22 protein-coding genes are annotated in these 22062 nt (G+C 65.4%); 10 read left to right on the top strand and 12 right to left on the bottom strand.

The genetic code is table 11. The features are described from left to right. Positions 1-96: 96 nt before the first annotated feature. The 3 genes from secA to OCI36_RS06080 all read right to left on the bottom strand — a co-directional run bounded on the left by secA (position 97) and on the right by OCI36_RS06080 (position 4559). The gene (secA, locus tag OCI36_RS06070; protein WP_261664183.1) at positions 97-2706 is read right to left on the bottom strand and encodes a preprotein translocase subunit SecA; all 2610 of its coding nucleotides are present in this window, start codon (positions 2704-2706) and stop codon (positions 97-99) included. Positions 2707-2775: 69 nt separating this feature from the next. Then, complete coding sequence (locus tag OCI36_RS06075; protein ID WP_261664184.1) at positions 2776-3705, bottom strand: adenylyltransferase/cytidyltransferase family protein; 930 nt, start codon at positions 3703-3705, stop codon at positions 2776-2778. Beyond that, positions 3702-4559 carry a type III pantothenate kinase gene (locus OCI36_RS06080; RefSeq protein ID WP_261664185.1) on the bottom strand — a complete coding sequence of 286 codons (858 nt, stop codon included), beginning with the start codon at positions 4557-4559 and terminating at the stop codon, positions 3702-3704. Before OCI36_RS06080 ends, OCI36_RS06075 begins: the two co-directional genes overlap by 4 nt. Before the next feature lie 199 nt (positions 4560-4758). Here OCI36_RS06080 and OCI36_RS06085 point away from each other — a divergent pair, with 199 nt between their 5' ends. Together OCI36_RS06085 and OCI36_RS06090 are read left to right on the top strand one after the other, a co-directional pair. After that, positions 4759-6690 (top strand): AMP-binding protein, encoded by a 1932-nt coding sequence (locus OCI36_RS06085; protein WP_261664186.1) that lies wholly within the window; start codon positions 4759-4761, stop codon positions 6688-6690. 74 nt (positions 6691-6764) lie between these two features. Further along, positions 6765-7991, top strand: coding sequence for a tetratricopeptide repeat protein (locus OCI36_RS06090; RefSeq protein WP_261664187.1), 1227 nt, complete (start codon positions 6765-6767; stop codon positions 7989-7991). 4 nt (positions 7992-7995) lie between these two features. Here the strand turns inward: OCI36_RS06090 and OCI36_RS06095 are convergent, their stop codons facing one another. Continuing rightward, on the bottom strand, positions 7996-9165 hold the full coding sequence (locus tag OCI36_RS06095) for a nitrilase-related carbon-nitrogen hydrolase (RefSeq protein WP_261664188.1): 1170 nt from the start codon (positions 9163-9165) through the stop codon (positions 7996-7998). 32 nt (positions 9166-9197) lie between these two features. Here OCI36_RS06095 and OCI36_RS06100 point away from each other — a divergent pair, with 32 nt between their 5' ends. Both OCI36_RS06100 and OCI36_RS06105 read left to right on the top strand, forming a co-directional pair. Further along, positions 9198-9584, top strand: coding sequence for a hypothetical protein (locus OCI36_RS06100; protein ID WP_261664189.1), 387 nt, complete (start codon positions 9198-9200; stop codon positions 9582-9584). 161 nt (positions 9585-9745) lie between these two features. Further along, positions 9746-9952 (top strand): hypothetical protein, encoded by a 207-nt coding sequence (locus tag OCI36_RS06105; protein WP_261664190.1) that lies wholly within the window; start codon positions 9746-9748, stop codon positions 9950-9952. On the opposite strand, the gene OCI36_RS06110 is transcribed toward OCI36_RS06105, so the two are convergent. The 5 genes from OCI36_RS06110 to efp all read right to left on the bottom strand — a co-directional run bounded on the left by OCI36_RS06110 (position 9949) and on the right by efp (position 13946). Continuing rightward, positions 9949-10512, bottom strand: a complete 564-nt coding sequence (locus tag OCI36_RS06110) for a hypothetical protein (RefSeq protein ID WP_261664191.1) — start codon at positions 10510-10512, stop codon at positions 9949-9951. The two genes, OCI36_RS06105 and OCI36_RS06110, sit on opposite strands and share 4 nt — an antisense overlap. Then, positions 10499-10948 carry a hypothetical protein gene (locus OCI36_RS06115; RefSeq protein ID WP_261664192.1) on the bottom strand — a complete coding sequence of 150 codons (450 nt, stop codon included), beginning with the start codon at positions 10946-10948 and terminating at the stop codon, positions 10499-10501. The genes OCI36_RS06110 and OCI36_RS06115 overlap by 14 nt, the downstream gene beginning before the upstream one ends. Before the next feature lie 246 nt (positions 10949-11194). Next, positions 11195-12532 carry an acetyl-CoA carboxylase biotin carboxylase subunit gene (gene accC / locus OCI36_RS06120; RefSeq protein ID WP_261664193.1) on the bottom strand — a complete coding sequence of 446 codons (1338 nt, stop codon included), beginning with the start codon at positions 12530-12532 and terminating at the stop codon, positions 11195-11197. Positions 12533-12618: 86 nt separating this feature from the next. Next, complete coding sequence (accB, locus tag OCI36_RS06125) at positions 12619-13173, bottom strand: acetyl-CoA carboxylase biotin carboxyl carrier protein (RefSeq protein ID WP_261664194.1); 555 nt, start codon at positions 13171-13173, stop codon at positions 12619-12621. Between the two features lie 215 nt (positions 13174-13388). Continuing rightward, positions 13389-13946, bottom strand: coding sequence for an elongation factor P (gene efp, locus OCI36_RS06130; protein ID WP_261664195.1), 558 nt, complete (start codon positions 13944-13946; stop codon positions 13389-13391). 222 nt (positions 13947-14168) lie between these two features. Between efp and OCI36_RS06135 the strand changes: the two genes are divergently transcribed. The 6 genes from OCI36_RS06135 to OCI36_RS06160 all read left to right on the top strand — a co-directional run bounded on the left by OCI36_RS06135 (position 14169) and on the right by OCI36_RS06160 (position 19547). Beyond that, positions 14169-14873: a 50S ribosomal protein L25 gene (locus OCI36_RS06135; protein ID WP_261664196.1), complete on the top strand. Its 705-nt coding sequence runs from the start codon at positions 14169-14171 to the stop codon at positions 14871-14873. Positions 14874-14986: 113 nt separating this feature from the next. Beyond that, positions 14987-15451: a cupin domain-containing protein gene (locus OCI36_RS06140; protein WP_261664197.1), complete on the top strand. Its 465-nt coding sequence runs from the start codon at positions 14987-14989 to the stop codon at positions 15449-15451. 33 nt (positions 15452-15484) lie between these two features. Then, on the top strand, positions 15485-16783 hold the full coding sequence (locus OCI36_RS06145; protein WP_261664198.1) for an NAD(P)/FAD-dependent oxidoreductase: 1299 nt from the start codon (positions 15485-15487) through the stop codon (positions 16781-16783). Between the two features lie 293 nt (positions 16784-17076). Beyond that, positions 17077-18378 carry a PLP-dependent aminotransferase family protein gene (locus tag OCI36_RS06150; protein ID WP_409996719.1) on the top strand — a complete coding sequence of 434 codons (1302 nt, stop codon included), beginning with the start codon at positions 17077-17079 and terminating at the stop codon, positions 18376-18378. Between the two features lie 98 nt (positions 18379-18476). Then, positions 18477-18896 carry a pyridoxamine 5'-phosphate oxidase family protein gene (locus tag OCI36_RS06155; protein WP_261664199.1) on the top strand — a complete coding sequence of 140 codons (420 nt, stop codon included), beginning with the start codon at positions 18477-18479 and terminating at the stop codon, positions 18894-18896. 36 nt (positions 18897-18932) lie between these two features. Further along, positions 18933-19547, top strand: a complete 615-nt coding sequence (locus OCI36_RS06160) for an HD domain-containing protein (protein ID WP_261664200.1) — start codon at positions 18933-18935, stop codon at positions 19545-19547. Between the two features lie 121 nt (positions 19548-19668). On the opposite strand, the gene sufD is transcribed toward OCI36_RS06160, so the two are convergent. From sufD to OCI36_RS06175, 3 genes are all read right to left on the bottom strand, one after another. Further along, entirely contained in the window at positions 19669-21021 is a 1353-nt protein-coding gene (gene sufD, locus OCI36_RS06165; RefSeq protein ID WP_261664201.1) for a Fe-S cluster assembly protein SufD, read from the bottom strand. A 53-nt stretch (positions 21022-21074) separates the two neighbouring features. Then, complete coding sequence (locus OCI36_RS06170) at positions 21075-21440, bottom strand: hypothetical protein (protein WP_261664202.1); 366 nt, start codon at positions 21438-21440, stop codon at positions 21075-21077. Positions 21441-21624: 184 nt separating this feature from the next. Next, positions 21625-22062: a hypothetical protein gene (locus tag OCI36_RS06175; protein WP_261664203.1), complete on the bottom strand. Its 438-nt coding sequence runs from the start codon at positions 22060-22062 to the stop codon at positions 21625-21627.

The raw sequence follows: 22062 nt of genomic DNA on the forward strand, positions 1-22062 counted from the left end.
CAACCACCAACGTAGAGGAAGGGCCGCCCGCGCTCCGGCTGGGCGGCCCTTCCTCTTTTTCCTCTTTTGCTTTACCGCTGGCCGGAACGGGATGGCTCAGCCGAACTGCATCCGGAATACCTGCTTGGTCACGCTGCCCTTGAGGGTGTCGATCATCTCGTTGAACATGTTGGTGGCTTCAAACTTGTACTCGGTGAAGGGGTCGCGCTGGCCGTAGCCGCGCAGGCCAATGCCCTGGCGCAACACGTCCATGTTGTAAAGGTGCTCCTTCCAGTTCTGGTCCACCACCTGCAGCATCACGTAGCGCGAGAGGCTGTTGAGCATGGTGGGGCTCAGCTCTTCCTTGCGGGCATCGAGGGCGTCGGCCGCCGCCGACACCAGTAGCTGGTCCATCTCGTCGGGACTGACCGAACGCAGCGACTCGAAATCGAAGTTTTCCAGCTGGGGAATGGCTTCCAGCACGCTGGCCCGCAGGGTTTCCAGATCCCAGTCCTCAGGAGACTGCTCGGGCGGCGCGAACTGATCCAGCAGCAGTTCCAGGTAGTCGCCCACCATGCCTTCCACCGACAGCTCGACTTCCTCGTCCTCGCCCAGCAGCACTTCACGGCGCTGAGCGTAGATGGTTTCGCGCTGGTTGCTCATCACGTTGTCGAATTCCAGCAGCTGCTTACGGATCCCGAAGTTGCGGTCTTCCACCCGCGACTGCGCCTTTTCGATGGCGCCGGTCACCATCTTGGCCTCGATGGCTTCGGAATCGTCGAAGCCCACCCGGTCCATCATGGCGACCACGCGCTCGTTGGCGAACAGCCGCATCAGGTCGTCATCAAAGCTCAGGTAAAAGCGGCTGGAGCCGGGGTCACCCTGACGGCCGGCGCGGCCGCGCAGCTGGTTGTCAATCCGGCGCGACTCGTGGCGCTCGGTGCCGATGATGTGCAGGCCACCCAGCTCGCGGACCCGGTCGCGGTCAGCCAGGGTATCGGCGTGCAGCTGCACTGCCTGCTGCACGAACTCACGGGACACGCCGGGAATCTGGGCGCCCAGCTCATATACGTTGTCGTTGCCGCGGCTGACCGCCTTGATAAAGGCTTCGGCCTCGGGGGCGTAGCGGCTGATGCCGAAGTTCTGTTCCAGCGCTTCCCCGATCATGAATTCGTCGTTGCCGCCCAGCATGATGTCAGTGCCGCGCCCAGCCATGTTGGTGGCAATGGTCACGGTGCCCGAGCGGCCCGCCTGCGCCACGATACTGGCTTCCTGCGCCTCGAACTTGGCGTTCAATACGGCGTGCTGGATGCCGGCTTCCTGCAGCTTGGCGCTCATCTCCTCGGAGGTGTTGATGCTGGCCGTGCCGATCAGCACTGGCCGGCCGGTGGCATGGACTTCCTGTACCTCGCGCACCACCGCGTCGTATTTGCCGCCACGGGTGCGGTACACCAGGTCGTTGAGGTCCACGCGCTGAATCGGGCGGTTGGTGGGAATCACCAGAACGTCGGAGCCGTAGATGTCCAGGAATTCCTTTTCCTCGGTCTTGGCGGTCCCGGTCATGCCGGCGAACTTGTCGTACAGCCGGAAGAAGTTCTGATAGGTCACGGTCGCCAGGGTCTGGTTCTCGTTTTCGATCTTCACGCCTTCCTTGGCTTCGATGGCCTGGTGCAGCCCTTCGCCGTAGCGGCGGCCCGGCATCGAGCGGCCGGTGAACTCGTCGATGATGATGACCTCGCCCTCGGCGTTCACGATGTAGTCTTTTTCGCGGTGGTACAGCTCGGCGGCGCGGATGGCCTGCTGAATCATGTGCGCCTTGTCCATGTTTTGGGGGCTGTAGAGATCGTCCATGCCCAGCAGCCGCTCGATCTTGTCAATGCCCTGCTCGGTGAGGTGAACCTGCTTGCCTTTTTCCTCGATCACGTAGTCGCCGGTCGGTTCCTCGCGCACACCGGGTTCGGCCGGTTCGCCCTTTTGCAGACGGCGAATCAGCTTGCTCATCACGTAATACTGGTCGGTGGCCTTTTCGGCGGCGCCCGAAATGATCAGCGGGGTGCGGGCCTCGTCGATCAGAATCGAGTCCACCTCGTCCACGATGGCGTAGTGCAAAGGGTGGTCGGGGCGCAGCACCAGCGAATCCTTGCTCTGGGCCATGTTATCGCGCAGGTAGTCGAAGCCCAGCTCGGAGTTGGTGATGTAGGTGATGTCGGCCTGGTAGGCGGCTTGGCGCTCGTGCGGCTGCATGTCGCGCGTCACCAGGCCCACGGTGAGGCCCAGGGTGCGGTACAGCAGGCTCATTTCCTCCATGCCCACTTTCGCCAGGTAATCGTTCACCGTGACCAAGTGACAGCCTTTGCCTTCCAGGGCATTGAGCGCCAGCGCCAGGGTCGCCACCAGCGTCTTGCCCTCGCCGGTGCGCATCTCCGCGATGCGGCCCTGGTGCAGCGCCGTGCCGCCGATCAGCTGCACGTCGTAATGGCGCTTGCCGATCGAGCGGCTGCCCGCTTCACGAATCAGGGCAAAAGCCGGCACGATCACGTCGTCAAGGGTCTCGCCGCCTTCTTGCACCCGCTTTCGCAGCTGCATAAAGGCCCCGGCCAGGTCCTCGACGCCTTTCATTTCCTCTTCCAGCGCGTTGACCGGCTGCACGACCGTGCGGATGATGGTATTCACATCCCGCTGGTTGTTATCAAAGAGTTTGTCTAGAACTTTAGGAACTCGGAACATTACTGCTGAGTATACGCGGCGAAGGTGAAGCGAATCTGTCACGCCTGCGGCCATGCGGCGGCGGCCCGGTCAACCCAGCAACTTCTCCAGGATGACCGCATGATCGGCGTAGAACTGCCGGGGGTTCGCCAGGGCTTCGGCCAACGGCACCCGCAGCAGGTCGCCGCGCAGCTCGGCCGGGGGCGCGGCCTGCTCTACCCAACTGAGCGTCTCGCCGGTGAGGGTCCGGCCGCCGCCACTGTACAGGGTGCCAACGCCTGCGTTGCCGGCCGGCAAGCCCACACCCGGCAGCTCCCAGAGCCCGTCTCCGATGGGGTCATGGCGGACCCGCAGATGAATATCTGCGCCGGCCTGCCACAGCCACAGCTGCTCGCGCCGGCTGTCACCGGGGGCGGCCGCCTGCGCCGCAGCTACAGCGGCCCACTCGGCCTGCAACCGGGCGTAGTCGGGCGCCTGGGCCCAGCGCTGCAACCAGGGCAGCGTGGCGGCCGGCAGATGCTGGGCCAGCAGCGGCGAGTGCGGCCCCTCCAGAAAATAGGCGCGGCGCAGTTCGGTGGCGCTGATGCCGCCTTCCAGTTCCGGCAGCACCAGCCGTGTCCAGCCAGGAAACCAGTGCAGGTAGGCGCTGGAATCGTCTTTCTCGTAGCCCACCAACAGCACCTTTTCGCCGGGCGCGAACAGGCCGCGCACGTCGGCCGCCCAGCGCTCGGCATCGAAGCGGTCGGGCAGCGGGCAGAACCGCACCCGCTCCACGTCTATGCCGGCTTCGGTCAGGGCCAGCTGCCACAGCTCGGCGCGCTCCTGCGGGGTCCAGGGGTTCTTGATGGAACGGGCCAGGTTGGCGCTGCCCAGGCCCAGCGTGAGCCGGGGCGCATGTTCCAGCGCCGCCAGCGCCGAGGCCACATGCGCGTGGTGCGGCGGCTGAAAGCGGCCGATATAGAGGGCCTGCTGCGGCTCCGGCGTGCTGGCAGAAGCTGAGGCGCGGTCCGGCGCGGTCATGCCCGTTCCTCCTGTTCTTCCTGGACTTTTTGCTCCCACAGCTCAATCAGGCCGCGTAGGGTCAGGCCCTCGTCGTAGAAGTCTACCTGGGTGCAGATGCCGCGCAGCACGTTGGAAAACCCGCCGGTGGCGACGGTCACGGCCGGGGCGTCCAGCTCGGCGCGCAGCCGGCGCAGCAGGCCGTCCACCATCTCGGCGTAACCGAACACCAGCCCCGACTTCAGGGCGTCCACTGTGTTGCGGCCAATCGCCTGGGCTGGGGCTTCCAGGGCAATACGCGGCAGCTTGGCCGCGCGGGTAAACAGCGCGTCGGCGCTCACCTGCGGGCCGGTCGCCAGCACGCCACCCAGAAAGCGGCGGCCCCGGCCAATCACATCGAAGTTGGTAGAGGTGCCGAAATCCACCACGATGGCGTATTCAGAGCCGGTCTGGCGCAGGTACTTCTCGGCGCCGAACAGGTTACACAGCCGGTCGGCCCCCACCACCGAGGGGTCGTCCAGCTCCACCCGCACCTGCGGCAAGCTGGCGCTGGACACCGAGAACACTTCCATTCCGAAGCGTCGCTGCAGGCCCTCGGCGTAGTTCTCGCCTACCGGCGGGGCCACGCTGCTCAGTACCGCCTGCCGGGGCAGCGCGTGCCCGCCCATGCTGAACAGGCTGCGCACCTGCCGGGCCAGGTCGTCGGGGAGCATCTCGCGGTTGGTGCGGATACGCCAGGTATCCACCATGCCCCCGCTCTCGCCGGTCAGGCCCAGCACCGTGCTGGTGTTGCCGATATCGATCACCAGCAGGGGCTGCCTGCCGGGCGGGAGAAGGCCGGGGCCGGACGGGAGTGCGGAGGTCACGGGCCGCATTCTAAAGGCTGGGCCGCGCGTGACAAGCTGCCGGCGCCTGGGCTAAGATGCCGGCATCTCCACAATTCAGTCTCTCTTTTTTGCCAGCCTCACTTTCCCGCCCCGCCCATAGGCAGGGAAGGGACCGGGCACGCTGCAGTGGCGGCCACGCCAAAACCCGCAGGCGCAGCCGGCCCGGCCCCGGTCAGGAGCTTTCCCGATGAACATGGATTTCGCGCTGCTCAACCAACCGCTGGTTCCGCCCACCGACCTGCTGGCCCAGGAATGGCCGTTTGACGCCGAAGAGGCGCAGGAATGGCTGAAGCTCAGCCCCGAGGAGTACTGGCTGAGAATTGCCGGCGAACTGGACTGGTTCAGGCCGCCCACGCGGGGGCTGGAAGGCACTTTCGGGGATTTCCGGTATTTTCCAGGGGCCACCGGCAATGTCAGCGTGAACTGCCTGGACCGCTGGCCGGCCGAGCGCACCGCGCTGCTCTACGAGCGCGAGGACGGGCAGCGCGAGGAATGGACTTACGGCCGCCTGACCGACGCCGTGGCCCGCTTTGCCGCTGCGCTGCAGGACCTGGGCGTGAGTCGGGGGGACCGGGTGGCAGTTTATATGTCCAACGCCCCGGAAGCGTTTATCGCCATTCATGCCTGCTACCGGATCGGGGCCATTTACTCGGTGATTTTTGCGGGCTTCAGCGCCGGCGCGGTGCGGGACCGGCTGGAAGACGCCGCGCCCAAGGTGATTGTCTGCACCGATGGCACGCTGCGCCGCGGCCGCAGGGTAGACCTCAAAACCACGCTGGACGAGGCGCTGGCCGGCATTGAGTTCGCGCCCGCTAGCAGCCGGCCGCAGGTGATCGTGGCGCGGCGCCTTGATCCTGAAGCCCCGCTACCGGCGGGTGAGCTGGACTTTCAGACCCTGCTGGACGCCACCGAGCGCCGCGCCGCACCGGCCGAGCTGGAAGCCAACGACCCCGGCTTTATCATTTACACCTCCGGCACCACCTCCAAACCCAAGGGACTGGTCCACTCGGGCATTGGGTTCCTGACCGGGGCCTACGCCAACGTGAAATGGTCGCCGAACCTGCAGCCGCACGACGTGTATTGGTGCACCGCCGACGTGGGCTGGCTGACTTTTCCCATCTTCGCGCTGGTGGGCGGGCTGGCGCACGGAGCCACCCACGTGGTGTACGAGGGCAGCATCGACACGCCGGACTTCGGGCGGCCCTACGACATCATGCAGCGCTACGGCGTCACCAAGATCTTCACTGCGCCCACCGCCCTGAGAATGATGCGCCGCGCCGGCGATGAGCTGGCTGGGCAGTATGACCTTAGCCGGCTGGAACTGGTGGCGCTGGTAGGTGAACCGCTGGACCCTGAAACCTTTCACTGGACGCTGCGGCAGCTGGGCGGCGGCCGGCTGTTCGTGAACAATACCTACGGCCAGACCGAGACCGGCACCGCCTGGGCCAGCTCGATGGTGGGCCTGACCCCCACCCGGGCCGGCAGCTGCGGGCACCCCTTGCCCGGCTACCGCGCCGAGGTGCTGCGCGAAGACGGCACCCCCGCCGGGGCCGGCGAGCTGGGCGCCCTGACACTGAGCGAGCCATTTCCCTCGCTGGCGCGCACGGTCTGGGGCGACCACCGCCGCTACGAGAGCACCTACCTGAGCAGTTTCCCTGGCCGCTACGCCGCCCACGACGCCGCCCTGATCGACGACGACGGGCAGCTGTGGGTCACCGGGCGGCTGGACGATGTGATCAACGTGGCCGGGCACCGCATCGGGACGATGGAGCTGGAAGCGGCGCTGATCACCCACCCGGCCGTGAGCGAAGCGGCGGTGGTGGGCATAGACGACGACCTGAAAGGCACCCTGCCGGTGGCTTTCGTGGTGCCCCGCGGCGGCGCAGAGAAAGGAGCGGCCCTGGAACATGAGCTGAGCGAGGCCATCGTGCGCGAGGTAGGGGCCATTGCCCGCCCCGGGCGTGTGGTGGTGGTGGACACGGTGCCGCGCACCCGCAGCGGCAAAATCATGCGCCGGGTACTGCGCGATCTGCTGGGCAGCGGCGAGGCGCAGGGCGACCTGAGCAGCCTGGAAAACCCGGACGCCATTCCAGCGGTGCTGGCCGCCATTCGCGGCTGACCATCTGCCATCCGGGGCAGGGGCGAGAACCTTGCGGGCCGCCGCTGCGTACCGGCGGCAAGGAGGTCTTCCCTATGCCAGAGCTGCCCCGACCCGCCGTCCGGCCCGCCCGCCTACTGCTGGCCCTGCTGCTTCCGCTGACCAGCGGCGTGTATGGCGCCGCGCAGGCCCAGCTGCCTCACCGCTCCCCCCAGGCGGCCCTGGCCACGCAGCTGCTGGCCGGGGCGCCGGTCCTGACCCTGCTGACCCCGGACGAGGTGCTGGAGCTGATGGACAGCGGCCAGCTGGATCAGGCCGAGGCCGCCGCCCGCGCCGCCGCAGCGGCCCGGCCGGATTCGGCGCGGGCACGGGTGGTGCTGGCGCGGATTCTGGCCCGCCAGAACCGGCTGGACGAAGCCCGCACCGTCCTGGCCGAGGCCCAGGCGCTGCCGCAGTGGGACGAAGAAGACCTCTCGGTGCCCTACGAGTCGCCCAAGGGCATCGACCGGGTGGTGCAGACCGACCCGCAAGCGGCGCTGGGCCTGATTGCCGACGTGCTGCTGGCCGAGGGCGACGACCCCAAAGCCTTTTACCTTCGGGCGCTGGCGCTGGTGCAGCTGGGCGACTACGGCGCGGCGCAGCAGGCGCTGGACCAGGCACGGGAGGGCGACCCGTCGCTGGACTTCGCCCATCCGGGTACGCTGGCCCGCCTGGAAGAGTTGCTGCGTGAGCAGCCGGCGCCGGCCGCAGTGGCCGACACGGAGACTTTCGCCGGCCCTGGCCTGGAACCGCCTGAGCCGCTGCCCTGGTGGGTCTGGGCCGGCGTGGGCCTGGGCGCCGGTGGGCTGGGCTGGTGGGGCTTCGGCGCCTGGCAGCGCGCGGCCCGATGGCGGCGTGAGGCCGCCGAGGAAGCCGCCGAGCGCGACCGACTGCTGTTCGACGCCGAAAAGACCCTGGGCCAGCAGATTGAAGACACCCAGCGGGGCCTGGCCGAGCAGCAAACTCCGGAACTCAGCCGCCGGCTGGGCCGCCTGCGCAACCTGCAAGGCCAGCTGCGGGACTGGCGCGAGGACAGCAGCGGGGTGGATATTGCCCGGCAGTTCGGGGCGCTGCTGGCTGCCTCGCAGTCTGATCAGAGCTGGCAGAATTACCAGGCCGATCTGGCCCGACAGGCCGCCGAGCAGGCCCAGTGGAACGCCCAGCAGGCGGCGCAGCACCACTCTGACAGTCCTTCCAGCTTCAGCAGTGGAGGCGGCGATTCCTGGAGCAGCGGCAGCAGTGGCAGCAGCGGCGGGGGCAACAACGGGGGCAGCAGCTGGTAAGGCTTCAGGCCGGCCAGCCTGCACGGCCAGACAGCCAGGCCCGCAGCGCCTGTTCGTGCTCTGTAGGCTCCGGCGCCGGCGCCGCAGAGGGGGGCAAGTCCAAGTCCGCCGCCAGTACGCCGGTGCGGTAACGGTTCTCCAGCGGGTCGCCGCTGCCGGCCGCCCGCCGCCGGCCCGCCTCGCGCAGTGCCTCGTCTGACCCCTCTGCCACCCAGGGCAGCAGCGCCAGGAAACCCCCACGCGGCCCGGTCATCACATAGCTCCGGGCTTCTCCGCCTTCGTCCAGCTGCCCAGTGATGGCGCTCTGGCCGTCAAAAGTCAGGTCCAGCAGGTTGCCCACCACCATCGGGTTCACCGTGGAGCGGAACTGCCCCGACGTGGTGGCCTGCCAGCTGGACTCCAGCCAGGCCAGCGGCTGCGGGCGAATGCAGGACGGGTCGGGCGGCAGCCCCTCATCCGCCGTCCAGGCCGAGCCGTTGGCGTCCGGTTGCAGCAGCACCGTGCAGCCCTGCGCCTGCAGGCGCCCGCGCACATCGGCGCGGAAAGCGTCCAACGAAATCGCCACGCCCAGGTCGCCCACCGGCGTGGGAAAGACCCGCAGCTCGTCCAGCCGGCCCGGCGTGAAGTCCAGCCCACCGCGCTGCTCCGGCGGGGTGAGGTGCACTTTGTCGGTCACACCTATCAGGCGTCCATCCGGCCCGAAGATGACGCTGGCGTTGGTCAGCACGCCCGGCACCCGGCGGATGCGCCCGCGCCCGTCCAGCCGGTAACGCGGCAGCGGCAGCGACCCGGCGCAGAGGTAGACCCCGTGGCTCAGGGCCAGATTGCGGCACACGCTCAGGTACAGCGGCACAGTCAGGCGCGACAGATGCAGCTGCACGGCGCGGATGGCCGAGACGCGTTCGGTCAGCATCAGCCGCAGCACGGCCGGCCAGTGGCGCAGCACCAGCTCGCGGGCCGCGCCTTCAAAGGTCTGTGCCCTCACCCCACCCAGCAACAGCAACGGCAGGCCGTTCAACTCGGTCAGCACCACCAGATTGGGCCGGTCCGGCGCCAGCTGCGGGCGGGCCAGTGCCAGTTGCCCCTGCATCCAGCGCCCAAAGGCGGCGGGCGTGGTGAAGTCGTCTACATGCCACTGCGGCTGCACAGCGACGGCACGGAAGCGGCGGGTCATGAATGGCAGTCTAGCGGGGCTATCCTGTGGGGGTGCGTCTGCCTCTGCCCTTCCCCATTGCCCTGGCCGTGGTGGTACCGCTGCTACTGGGCGGCATCGTGGTGCCTCTGGCTTATGGCTTCGGCCATCCTGCGCGGCGAGACATCCACGTCTGGCGGCCTCTGGCTTCCACCCCCGCCTGGGCGGGGTATGAACTGGCCGCCGTAGACATCGCGGACTTTGACAGCGCCCTCATCCTGCGCTGCGCCGAGCGTCCACAGCGGAAGCTGGAGCGTGGGTACTGGCCGGGCGCGGGTGGATGGGGCGGCGAAGAGGTGGCATGGACACAGGAAAAAGTCACCCTCAGCCCCCGGTCTGGGAGCAAGGCCAGGCCGTATGCCTTCAGGCTGGCCGAAGCGGGAGAACTCTCATGCCACTAAGCCGGGTCCGGTTCCTGCTCCCACTGCTCCTCTCCCTGGCAGGCTGTGGCAACTCGCATCAGGATTCTCACGTCTGGCGCCCCCCGATCGAAGCTGCCGCCTGGCAAGGCTACGAGCTGGCCGGCGTGGATATCTGAAGCGGCGCTGGCGTCAATGGCCGAGTGAGTGATTACGCCCTGACCCTGCGCTGCACCGCCCACCCACAGCAGAGGCTAGAGCGCGGGTACTGGCCGGGTGCCGAGTGGGCCGGGCAAGCCGAGTGGGGCGCGGACACGGTGACATACCAGCCGGGGCGCACGCATCCGGAGGTGAAGCCATACACCTTCACGCTGGAAGAAGCGCAGCGGCGGCTTGGGTGCAGGGACTAGAACAGCCGCCACCAGGGCACGACCTGCATCTCTGTCGTCTGGGGGAGCCGCACCTGTGTAAAAGCCACATTCTGGGCGTCCGGGTCGCTGTTTCGCCTGATAAGCGAGAAGTCGTAAACCACCTTGTACTTGCCGGGCGGGACGCCCCCGACATTGAGGCTTACCTGCGCCGTTTCCGACCCATTCGCCGGGAGGGTGATGGGCGGCAGGGCAACGGTCAGGCAGGTCACCGTGCTGTCTGCCCTATGCAGTTTGCCCTGCTGGTCATAGAACTTGGGGGTGTAGTCGGTAGAAAAACAGCTGAACGGCTCAGTTAGCGTCACCGGCCCAGACGTATGGTTCACCACTGTCATGGTCATCCTGTCACCGCGCCCCTTCACCACCCGGGGGTGCGTCAGCCGGACGCTGAGGCCACCGCGCTCCTGCGAAGTGGCCGTCACCTGCGAGTTGCCCCAGAAGATTTGGGGGGCATAGATGAAAAAAACGACGCAAGCGACCAACGCCAGCACGCCAAGGCCCAGGACTTTCAGGACGGTTTTCAGCACTTCAGCGGATTTCAAAGCGTACCTCCTGCGGCGCGGGATGCGCTTCCTCCAACCCCTGCTGACTGGGCGGAGCTTCAGTAGGATTACGGTACTCAACATGCACGGGCAAAACCTTGGCGGGAATGCGGTATTTGCCTTTCGGAAACCCGCCAATGATGGCTTTGTTGGTCACGCGCAAGCTCTTGCCAGGGCCAAGCGGGATGGGCGGGCGAAGTTCAGTGGTGCAGCCATAGTTCACTGCCCTTTCTGGCTCTGGCACGATTCCCGTGCTCACATCCTCCACTTGCCAGATGTAGGGGCACTGAAACGGGTCCATCATCTCCACTGGCGCGTCGCCCACGTTGGTGTATGTCACCTTCAGCGGGTAGAGGCTACGGTCCCACACCCACCGCGGCGCTTCCAGCTTGACTTGCAAGTCACCTGCCCGCACCGTCTGCGTTTCAGCCGTCATGGATGTTGTGCAGCCCGCCAAAGCTCATGCCAAGAAACTTATACCCAACACCCCTTTGTTCACGCCCACACCTCCCCACAAAAAATAAGGCCGCCAACGCCCCAGCCTGAGCGGGAGCATCTGCGGCCAACTGTAACGAGAAAAGGTTAAGGCAAGCTGACGGGGTGTCTTTCTAAGCTTCAGTACAGCAAAAGCAATTGCAGGGTGGCCTTCAACGGTTACTCACTCCGTTCGCGGAAGTAACCCTCACATCTCCATGCGCGTCTTCAGGAAATTGGTCAGCACCGAGCCCTGCTGATAAAAGGGGTTGTCCATGATTTTGATGTACAGGGGAATGGTCGTCTTCGGCCCCTGAATCACGGTTTCACCGAGGGCACGCTTCATGCGGGCGATGCCCTGTTCGCGGGTGTCGTCGTGGACAATCAGCTTGCCGATCAGGCTGTCGTAGTGCGGCGGAATCGAGTAACCGCTGTACACATGGCTGTCAATGCGGGTCTTGGGGCCACCGGCAAAGTGAACGTCCTCGATTTTGCCCGCTGCCGGGCGGAAATCCTTGTCGGGGTCCTCGGCGTTGATGCGGCACTCGATGGCGTGGCCCTGGAGCCGCACGTCCTCCTGCTGCAGATGCAGGCCCTCGCCCGCCGCAATCTGAATCTGCAGCCGCACGAAATCCAGCCCCGAAATCATCTCGGACACGCAGTGTTCCACCTGAATACGGGTGTTCATCTCCATGAAGTAGTAGTTGCCGGCCCGGTCCACAATGAACTCCAGCGTGCCGGCTCCGGCGTAGTTCACGTACTTCGCCAGGCGCACACCAGCAGCCAGAATTTCCTGGCGCAGGTCGTCCGGCAGCGTGGAAGGCGCTTCCTCAATCATCTTCTGGTTGCGCCGCTGAATAGAGCAGTCGCGCTCCCCGATGTGGATGACGTGCCCCTGGCCGTCGCCCATCACCTGCACTTCCACGTGGCGGAATTCTTCCAGGAACTTTTCCATGATGATGGCCGGGTCCCCGAAGTACAGCCGGGCTTCTTCCTGCGCCTGCGCGAAGCCCTTTTGCATCTCCTCGTCTGAGCGAATCACCTTCTGCCCGCGCCCGCCGCCGCCCGCCGACGCCTTGAGCAGCACCGGATAGCCGATTTCGCGGGCTGCGCTCAAAGCCGCCTCGGTGCCTTCCAGCACGCCGGTGCCGGGCACGGTGGGCACGTTGGACGCCGCCGCGATCTCGCGCCCGCCCGCCTTGCTGCCCAGCTCGCGCATGCTTTCAGGGGTCGGGCCGATAAAGACCAGGCCGTGGTCGCGGCACATCTCGGCAAAGTCGGGGTTCTCGGCCAGAAAGCCGTAGCCGGGGTGAATGGCCTCAGCGCCGGTCATCAGCGCCGCCGAGATGACGTTCTGCACCTTGAGATACGAATCGGTCGAAGCAGGCGGACCCACGCAGACCGATTCGTCGGCCAGCAGCACCGGCAGGCTCTTTTCGTCGGCAGTGGAATACACCACCACCGTCTGGATGCCCATTTCGCGGGCAGTGCGAATGATCCGCAGGGCGATTTCGCCCCGGTTGGCGATCAGGATTTTCTTGAACATGCTTTGCCTCCGGCAAGGGCGCGGGCGCGGGGAAAGCTTAGGCGCGGCGGTCCGCGCGGTTGGCCTCTCCCCACGCCCCTCCGGGTTTACTCGATGATGAACAGCGTCTGACCGAACTCCACCGGCTCGGCGTTCTTGACGAGGATTTCGCGGATCACGCCGCTGCTTTCGGCTTCGATCTCGTTCATCAGTTTCATCGCTTCGATGATGCACAGCACCTGACCTTCCTGAACGCGGTCGCCCACCTTGACGTAAGGGGCGGCGTCGGGGCTGCTGGAAGCGTAGAAGGTGCCCACGATGGGCGCCTTGACCGGGGTGCCGGCGCTGGCCGGCGCGGCGACCGGCACCTGAGCAGTCGCTGGGGCCGGTTCTGCTGGGGCAGGCGCTGCTTCTGCGGGTGCAGCAGCGCTGCTTGCCTCGCTCGCCGGGGTGGGAGCGGAGGCAACGGCCGGAGCCGGCATAGGTGCAGGCGCGGCAGGCAGGTAGGCCGGAGCAGCGGGCGCGGCGGCAGGCAGACCAGGGCCGCCGGCCTGGGGGCCACGGCGCAGGTCCAGGTCGAAAGAGCCGGTTTTGAGGCTGAACTCGCGCACGTCGGCCTGGGCCAGAGCGTCGAGAATCTTCTTGAGATCTTCTGGATTCATGATTCTTTCCTCCTGAGGAACAGCTGGATTGTCAGTCTGGGACTCATCCGATGATGCCACACTACCCGCCGGTGCCGCCAGCCGCCGCAGGCCGGGACAGGGTGCAGCGAAAAAAGGACTGCAACAACCAGGGGCGCCGGGGCGCTGGCTTCCGCTGCCACCAAAACAAACCGCCCCTGCCCGCAGCGGGACAGGAGCGGCCAGGAAAGCCGGAATCAGGCGCGGCTGAGGTATTCGCCGCTGCGGGTATCCACCTTGATGGAGGTGTCCTGTTCCACGAACAGAGGCACCTGCACAATGGCGCCGGTTTCCAGGGTGGCGGGCTTGGTGCCGCCGCTCACGGTGTCGCCGCGCACACCGGGGTCGGTCTGGGTGATCTTCAGAATCACCTGGTTGGGCAGGGTGATCTTCAGGGGCTTGTCGCCGTAGAACTGCACTTCCACTTCGGTGTTTTCCTTCATGAACTTGCTGGCGTCACCCACCAGCACGCCGTTGAGGTTCACCTGGTCGAAGGTTTCCATGTCCATGAACACGAAGTCAGAGCCGTCGGGGTAGAGGTACTGCATGGTCTTGCCTTCAATAAAGATGTCCTGGAGCTTTTCACCAGAGTTGAAGGTGCGGTCCACGATGGAGCCGGTTTCCAGGTTGCGGAACTTGGCGACCACCTTGGCGCCGCCGCGGCCGATCTTCTGGTGCAGGTAATCCAGGCATTCCCACAGGCCGCCGTCCATTTCCACTTTGGTTCCGTTACGCAGGTCAGTTACGCTAATCATATTCGCCCCACTATGCCACATAGCGGGGGCCTCTGGCCTGGGGAAGCGCCGCGAAGTCTGCTATACTGCTGCGGTTGCCTGGACCCATACGGGTCAGGATTTTTCCGAGCAGTGGCCTGGCGGCGCTGACCACCCTCCCCAAGAGTGGCCCCGCCCCCTGCGCGCCTGCGGCCCACTTAAAGGCACGCGGTAACGGACAGGCACGGTCCCCTGGAGGAAACTATGGATATTAACGCAAAAGCCCGCAAGAGCGGCGAGAAGCTGGAACAGGGCATGATCCCTGCCGTCGCCTACAACAAGGAAAAGAACGTTTCCTTTGCCATCGAACGCAAGATGTTCGACAAGATCTTCCGTGAGCAGGGCATCAGTGGCCTGTTCGATATCAGCATCGACGGCGCCGAAGCTTTCCCCGCACTGGTCAAGACCGTGCAGATGGACAAGCGCCGCCGCGTGCCCATGCACGTGGATTTCTACATGGTCACCTACGGCCAGGAAATCGAAGCCAACGTGCCGCTGACCGTGACCGGCAAGTCGCAGGGCGAAGTCGAAGGCGGCCTGCTGGACGTCGTGCACCACAACATCACCGTGCTGGCCCCCGGCCCGCGCCGCATCCCCCACGAAATCGTGGCCGACGTGACCGGCATGGCCATCGGTGACAACATCACCGCCGGCGAGCTGCAGCTGCCCGAAGGCGTCAAGCTGGTGATGGAGCCTGAAATTGCCGTGCTCAGCATCCTGCCTCCCCGCCTGACCGAAGAAGAACTGGCTGCCGAAGCCGAAGCCGCCGCTGCTGCTGGCGCCGAAGCTGCCGCGATGGGTCAGGACACCGAAGACGAGACCAAGGAAGGCACCGAAGGCCGTCAGCTGGACAAGGACAACCACAAGGCCGAAGAAATCCGCTCCAAGAGCGGCCAGGAAAACAACTGAGTCTTTCCTGAGCTTTTGAAACCGGGCTCCCCTCAGGGTGGGTCCGGTTTTTTTATGGTCCGCCTTTGGTGGCGCTTTTGCTGGGGCGAACAGCTGCCCGCTAAGCTCTGAGCATGACCACACAGACGGTTTCGGTAACTCTGCCCGTCCCTAGCGGCCAGGCGCCCAACAACCAGCTGGCTGCGCGTCTCTACCCCGCTGCCCTGACGGACCTCGCACCGGAGGCGGTCCGGCAGCACCTGCTGGAGCGTGACTGGAGCGGCAGCTGGCAGGGCGGCATCTACCCTTTTCACCACTACCACAGCACCGCCCATGAAGCGCTGGCCGTGCTGCGCGGACAGGCACAGGTCATTCTGGGCGGCGCAGGCGGCCCGCAGCTGACCGTGCAGGCTGGAGACGTGCTGCTGCTGCCTGCGGGTACCGGGCACTGTTGCCCCAGCCACAGCGCGGATTTCGGGGTAATGGGCGCTTACGCCGGTGGGCGCGAGTGGGACCTGTGCCGGCCGGACCGCACCGACCTTGCCTGGGCCGAGCGCCGCATTGCCGGGGTGCCGGGCTGGAAGCAGGAACCCGCCTGAGCCGGAGCAGGAGCAGATGCTCTAGGCTGAGCCATGCTTTCTGAAACTGCTGACATTATCGTCGTGGGGGCCGGGCTGGCTGGCCTGTGCGCCGCGCGGACCCTGCACCGGGCCGGCAAGCGGGTGCGGGTGCTGGAGAAAAACGAGCACCTGGGCGGCCGGGTCTGGAGCCGCGACGTGGACGGCTACACCATCGACGCTGGCTTTCTGGGCATGTTTACCGATTACCCGGCGGCCCGCCGGCAGTTCGACTATGACGCGCTGGACCTGGTGGTTCTCAGGCCCTCAGCGGTGCTGCGCCAGGAAGGGGGCGTGGCCGAGATCATGGGCGACCCCCGCCGTGACCCCGGTGCCCTGCCCGGCGACCTGACCGCCGGTGCCATGACTGCAGCCGACCGTCTGCACGCCGCCCGGCTGGCCGCCGAGCTGCTGGCCCAGCCGCCCCACGCCCTGCTGAACGGCCCCGACACCAGCACCCGCGAGTTTCTGCTGGGGCGCGGTTTCTCGGAGCGGTCGCTGGAACGGTTCTTTGCTCCCTTTTTTGGCGGCCTGGTCATCGACCGCGAGATGAAGACCAGTGCGGCGCTGTTTCAGTACTACATGCGGCTGCTGATCACCGGCGACGTGGCTATTCCCCGGCGGGGCATGAGCGAGCTGCCCCGTCAGCTGGCGGCCGGCCTTGACGTGCAGCGCAGCGTGCGGGTAGACAGCCTGCAGAGCGGCCCTGACGGCGTGACCCTGCAGACCAGCGCCGGCGAGATGCGGGCCGCGCAGGTCATCGTGGCCACCGACCCGCCTGCGGCCGCCCGGCTGTTGGGCGAGCAGCCGGGCGACCCTCGGCCGGTGGACCGTGGCAGCCTCAGCAGCGCTTACCTGCATTTCCGGGCGCCCGGAGCCCTGGAACCGCAGCCCCGGCTGCAGCTGAACGCCCGGCCCAGCGGCTGGCTGAATCAGGTCCTGTGGCTGGACCAGGTGTTTCCGGACCGGGTGCCCGGCGAGCGTGGTCTGCTGATCACCTCGCTGTGGGGCATCCCTGAAGGCGATGACGACGCCCTGGCCGAGCTGGCCCTGGCCGAACTGCGCGAGTGGTACGGGGGCGCCGTGGATGACTTGGACCTGCTGGCGGTGGACCGGATTCCGCACGTGCAGTACCCCCAACCGGCCGGTTACGCGCAGACGCTGCCCGGCCACAGTACAGCACTACCAAATGTCTTTCTGGCCTCGGAAGTAACCAGTCTCAGCGGAATTCAGGGCGCGCTGGAAAGCGGGGAAAAGGCCGCTGCCGCCATCCTGGGCGACCTGGAAGTGCTGGCTCGCCCACGCGGCGCCTGAGCCATGTTACGCGGCTGGTAACGACGAAGGCAGGGAAGGAGCAAAGGTGCGTTCTAAGCACACTTTTTGCTCCTTCTTACCCCTAGGCTCCTCAGGGGCTGCCAAAGAAAGATTGCGGCCGGGGGCCCACCTACCCGGAGATGAGCCGCTTTACCTGTAGCTAAAGCCGACCTACAGGCAGGACGAGGGCCGGTTCTTAAAATTTTATTGCTTCAGATTCTCTCTTTCTCTTTTAGATAGAAGCAGAAGCAGTTCTTTTGATTTTTTATTGCCCGCTGCGCTACGCTGGGCCCATGCAAGGAACCCTCGGAACAGCCGACAGGAGCCAGAGCCAGTTCACCACCCACCCACAGCCGCAAGCAGCTGTACCGGCGTTTGAAGCGGCCTTCAGCGCCGGTATCGGTGCGGTGAACGGCAGCGCCCTGCGCGACATGCTCCGGATGGCGCAGGTGCCCGGCCTGGTCAACTTCGGCGGCGGGCTGCCGGCCCCCGAGCTGTTCCCGATGGACCGCATTGCCCAGGCCAGCGCTCAGGCCCTGGACCGCTACGGCTGGAAGGCCGTGCAGTACGGCACCACCGAGGGCTTCCTGCCGCTGCGCGAGTGGCTGGCCGAGAACACCTGTCCCGGCGCGGGCCGCGTGACCCCGGAACATATCCAGATCATGACCGGTGGGCAGCAGTCGCTGGACCTGGTCGCCAAGATCTTTATTGACCCCGGCGACACCATCCTGGTGGAAACCCCCACCTACATGGGCGCCGTGCAGTCGTTCGTGCCCTACCGGCCCAACTTCGCCGCTGTTCCCACCGATGAGCACGGCATCGACATGGACGCTCTGGCCGAAGTGCTGCGCGACCTGGCCGCACAGGGCCGCACGCCCAAATTCATCTACACCATTCCCAACTTTCAGAACCCCACCGGCCGCACCCTCAGCCTGGAGCGGCGGGAAAAGTTGCTGGACCTGACCAGCCAGTACGGCGTATTTGTGGTGGAGGACGATCCTTATGGCCAGCTGCGCTTCAGCGGTGATCCTATTCCCAGCCTGGCCGAGCTGATGCTGCGGCGAACCGGCGGCGACCCCGACCGCAGCCACGTGCTGTACTGCTCCAGCTTTTCCAAGACGCTGGCTCCCGGCCTGCGCGACGCCTGGGTGATGGCGGCCCGGCCCATCACCGAGAAGCTGGTGCTGGCCAAGCAGGGTGCCGACATGCATACGCCGACCTTGAACCAGATGATCGTGACCGAGCTGCTGCCACTGCTGCCGGAGCAGACCGAGAAACTGCGTCAGTCGTATGCCACCCGCGCAGACCACATGCTGGCCGTGCTGGACCGCGAACTGCCGCAGGGCGTGACACACACGGTGCCGGAAGGCGGCATGTTTCTATGGCTGACCCTGCCCACCGGCGTAAACACCACTGCCATGCTGCCCCGCGCCGTGGAGCGCAAGGTGGCCTACATGATCGGCGAGTGCTTCTACGCGCTGGGCGGCGGGCAGAACACCATGCGCCTAAGCTTCAGCAGCGCGGGGCTGGAGGACATTGACCGGGGCGTCGCCGCGCTGGCCCAGACCATCCGTGGGGAACTGGCCCGGCTGTAAACTCACAGGCCGAACAGACCCCCTCCCGCCGGGCAGCTCAGCCCAGCTCCCGGCGGTTTTGGCGGTCTTTCACACAGGGCCTGCACTAAGCTGAAGCCATGCCCGCCAAAACCCTGAAAGATATTGCCGCCAAGATGCGCGGCATTGACCTGTGCCTCCTGACCACCGTAAGCGATTACGGCCGCCTGTCCTCACGGCCCATGAGCAACAATGGTGAGGTGGAATACAGCGGCACCAGCTACTTTTTCACCTGGCAGGATTCACGCATGGTGCGCGATATAGAGAAAAACAAACATGTGCAGCTGAATTTCAGAGCTGAAAAAGGCTTCTTGTTTGTGGCTGTGCAGGGCGAAGCCCGCGTGCTGACCGACCGGCGAGTGATGAAAGATCACTGGCACGAGGAGCTGCGGCAGTGGTTCGGGGACGGATTAGATACCGAAGGGCTGGTGATGCTGGCCGTGGACGCCCGGCGCATTCAGTGGTGGGGCGAGGACGACGGCGAAGTGGAGCTGTCATAAGCTGAAGCGGTTCAGGGGAGAGCAGTAGAGTGCTGCATGACCGACCCTACGCTGGCCGCCCAACTGGATTTCCTGCTGAGCTGTGACCGGCTCAAGTCTGTTGTCCGGACCACCCGGTTGCACGACGGCAGCCGCCCCGAGAACAGCGCCGAGCATTCCTGGCATTTGGCGCTGATGGCCCTGACGCTGGCCGAGTACGCCCCCGCCGGAACCGACATGGCCCAGGTGGTTCGTCTGCTGCTGGTGCATGACCTGGTCGAAATTGGGGCGGGCGACCTGCACTTTGACGCCCAGGCGGAGGCGCTGGCCGCCCAAGCCGCCGCCGAAGCCAAGGCTGCTAAGCAGTTGTTTGGGCTCTTGCCCGAACCTCAAGCCGCCAAATTCACCGCGCTCTGGCAAGAATACGAAGTGCAGCGGACCCCAGAATCCCGCTTTGCAAAGGCGCTGGATTCGCTCCAACCCATGCTGCTGACCTGGGGCCAGACTGCAGACGGCGCAGGTGGTCTGGGCTGCGCAGGAGCGGTCCCCGAGCTGACCGTGCGGCGCGTGCTGAAGCTTAAGCGCAGCGCACTGGCCGACTTCCCACAGCTCTGGCAAGCGGCAGAGCGATTGCTCCAGGAGGCTGAGCGGGCAGGAGTCATCCAGCCGTGAAGTGGCATGTGAGCGGGTCTGCCCCACTTGCCCCCTTGCCTGGCCTACGGCAACTGCACACCACGCAGAAAAAGCGGCCAGTCTCCGGGGAAACTGACCGCTCAGAAAAAGAGGCAGAGGCTTAGACTGCGCCCACCTTCTCGGCGATGATGCCTTCGATGTAGTCGGTCACGCTTTTCAGCGGCACGCGGCTCAGCACGTCTTCCAGGAAAGCCGTCACCAGCATCTTCTCGGCCGTTTCCTTGTTGATGCCGCGCGAGCGCAGGTAGAACATCTCTTCCTCGCCCACCGGGCCGGTGGTGGAACCGTGGCTGCAGCGCACGTCGTTGGCATTGATTTCCAACTGCGGCACGCTGAAGTTGCGGGCCTCGCTGCTCAGCATCAGGGTGCGGTGCTTCTGGTAGGCGTCGGTCTTCTGGGCGCCCAGATCCACCTTGATCATGCCGCTGAACACGCCCACGCTCTGGTCAGCGCCTACGCCCTTATACAGCAGGTCGGAGTAGGCGTTCGGCGCGGCGTGGTGCTGCAGGGTGTAGTGGTCGAAGTGCTGGTCCTCGTCAGCAAAGTACAGCGCCAGCATTTCGCTCTCGGCGCCGCTGCCGCGCACGTAGCTCTGCATTTCGGTGCGGCTGAGGGTGGCGCCCATGGTCACCACCAGGCTATTCAGCTTGCCGTCCCGGTCCACATCGCCGCGCTGGCGCTGGATGTGGGTCACGCCTTTGCCCCAGTTCTGGATGGAAACATAGCGCAGACGTGCGCCCTGCTTGACGACCAGCTCCACCGCGCCGATGGCGTAAGCGTTCTGCAGCGGCTCAGAGTCCTGCTCATCGATAAAGGTCACGCCGGCGTTGTCCTCGGCCACCACCAGGGTGCGGGTGGCAGTGTAGCTGTCCGCCGCGCTCATCACCCGGAAGGAACCCAGCGGCAGATCAACCTCTACCCCGCGCGGCACGTACACGAAAGCACCGTTGGTCCACAGGGCCGCCGCCAGCGCCGAGAATTTGCCCTCGGAGGGATCGGGCGACTTGCTGGGCGTGGTGCCGGGCGCAGCGATGGTGGTGTCGTCAGGAACTTCGGCCGGCACCACCGAGTAGAGGTAGCCCTGCACCAGATCGGCATGCTGTTCCACAGCCGTTTTCAGGTCGGTGAAGATCACGCCCTTGTCCTGCAGCTCCTGCGGCAGCTCGGTGCGGTACACCACGTCGGGACCGTCGAACACCAGAAATGCGCCGGCGTCGGTGCTGCTCAGGCGTTTTTGCACACTGGCCGGCAGCTGCGACACGTCCTGCACCGTGTCCCGCTTGGGGTGCGGCTGCAGGCTGTCAAAGTCCACCTCTACGCGGGTGTACTTCCAGGCTTCCACGTCCTCGGTGGGCACCGGCAGCGACTCGAACAGGGCCAGCGATTCTTGGCGCTTGGCGGTCAGCCACTCCGGGCCACCGACCTGCGCGAGGGTTTCAGTAAATTTGGTCATGGAGACTCCTTAACATTGAAAGCGGAAAAAGACAAGAGCATATCTGCGGGGTATTATCCCGCTGTACGGGCATAATCCGGCAGGAACCGGGGCGAACGGGTACAGCCCTGCTCAGGGTTCAAGAACACCTCGGCGCGCGCACCAGAACTGTAGAGCTGCTGAATGGCACGGCCACGCTCACAAAACGGCCCGCCCTGCTTCGCCTGCTGCGCTTCTGTGGCCGAAGCGTAAGCAATGCAGTACACATACATCCCCTCCGACATCAGCTGCTTATCAAATGACCGTGCACAGCCGTGTACAGCCGCCACATCTTCGCCGGGCCGCAGCACAAAGCGCACCTCATGCGAGCCGTAGTTCTCGTCGGTGACACTGTCAACCTGATGCCCGGCGCGGAACAGCCAGGTTTGCCAGCTGTTCACGCCGCCAGATGTGGCCCACAGCCACAGCCACAGCAGGGCGGCCAGCAGCAGGAAAAATCAGTGATTTGTTGGATAAAAAGCATGTGGTTTCGGGTTTTTCCTCTTGGTGAGGGGATGGGGCGGGAGCGGAGCCATCTCACTAAACTGACCCAGCTGCAAGGTGCGGGGGCAAAGAAGCTGGGCCTTAGCCAAGGTCACATGTTGCCACCCGTTCAATGACGACTTTGACTGTCTTGGCATCCATATAAGGTGTCTGCTCTGAGTGGGCAATTTCGCATTTGATGGCCTTACTGGCCTGCATTTGCAGCTGGGCTGAATGAGCAGAAAGAAAGGCATGGCAGCGAGTGAATTGCGTCTCCGACGTCATGTCATGCCCGAAGGCGGCGGCGCAAGCTTTGACATCGGCTTCTGCGCTTTCCGGCGTGGTAACAAAATACACGTCCCGGTAGCTGAAAGGCATAGATGGGCCGTCCCTGGTTACGTCCTTAACGGCCACCACCCGGTGCGCGGCCCGAAAGTTCCAGGTTTTTGCGCCATACTCCCAGCCAGTAAGAGACAGCCACGCTGCCGCAACGAGTGCGGCCAAGGCGATTCCCCAGATTTTCAGGTTTCGTCTTTGCAT

The organism is Deinococcus sp. Marseille-Q6407, assembly GCF_946848805.1.
Classification (GTDB): Bacteria; Deinococcota; Deinococci; order Deinococcales; family Deinococcaceae; genus Deinococcus.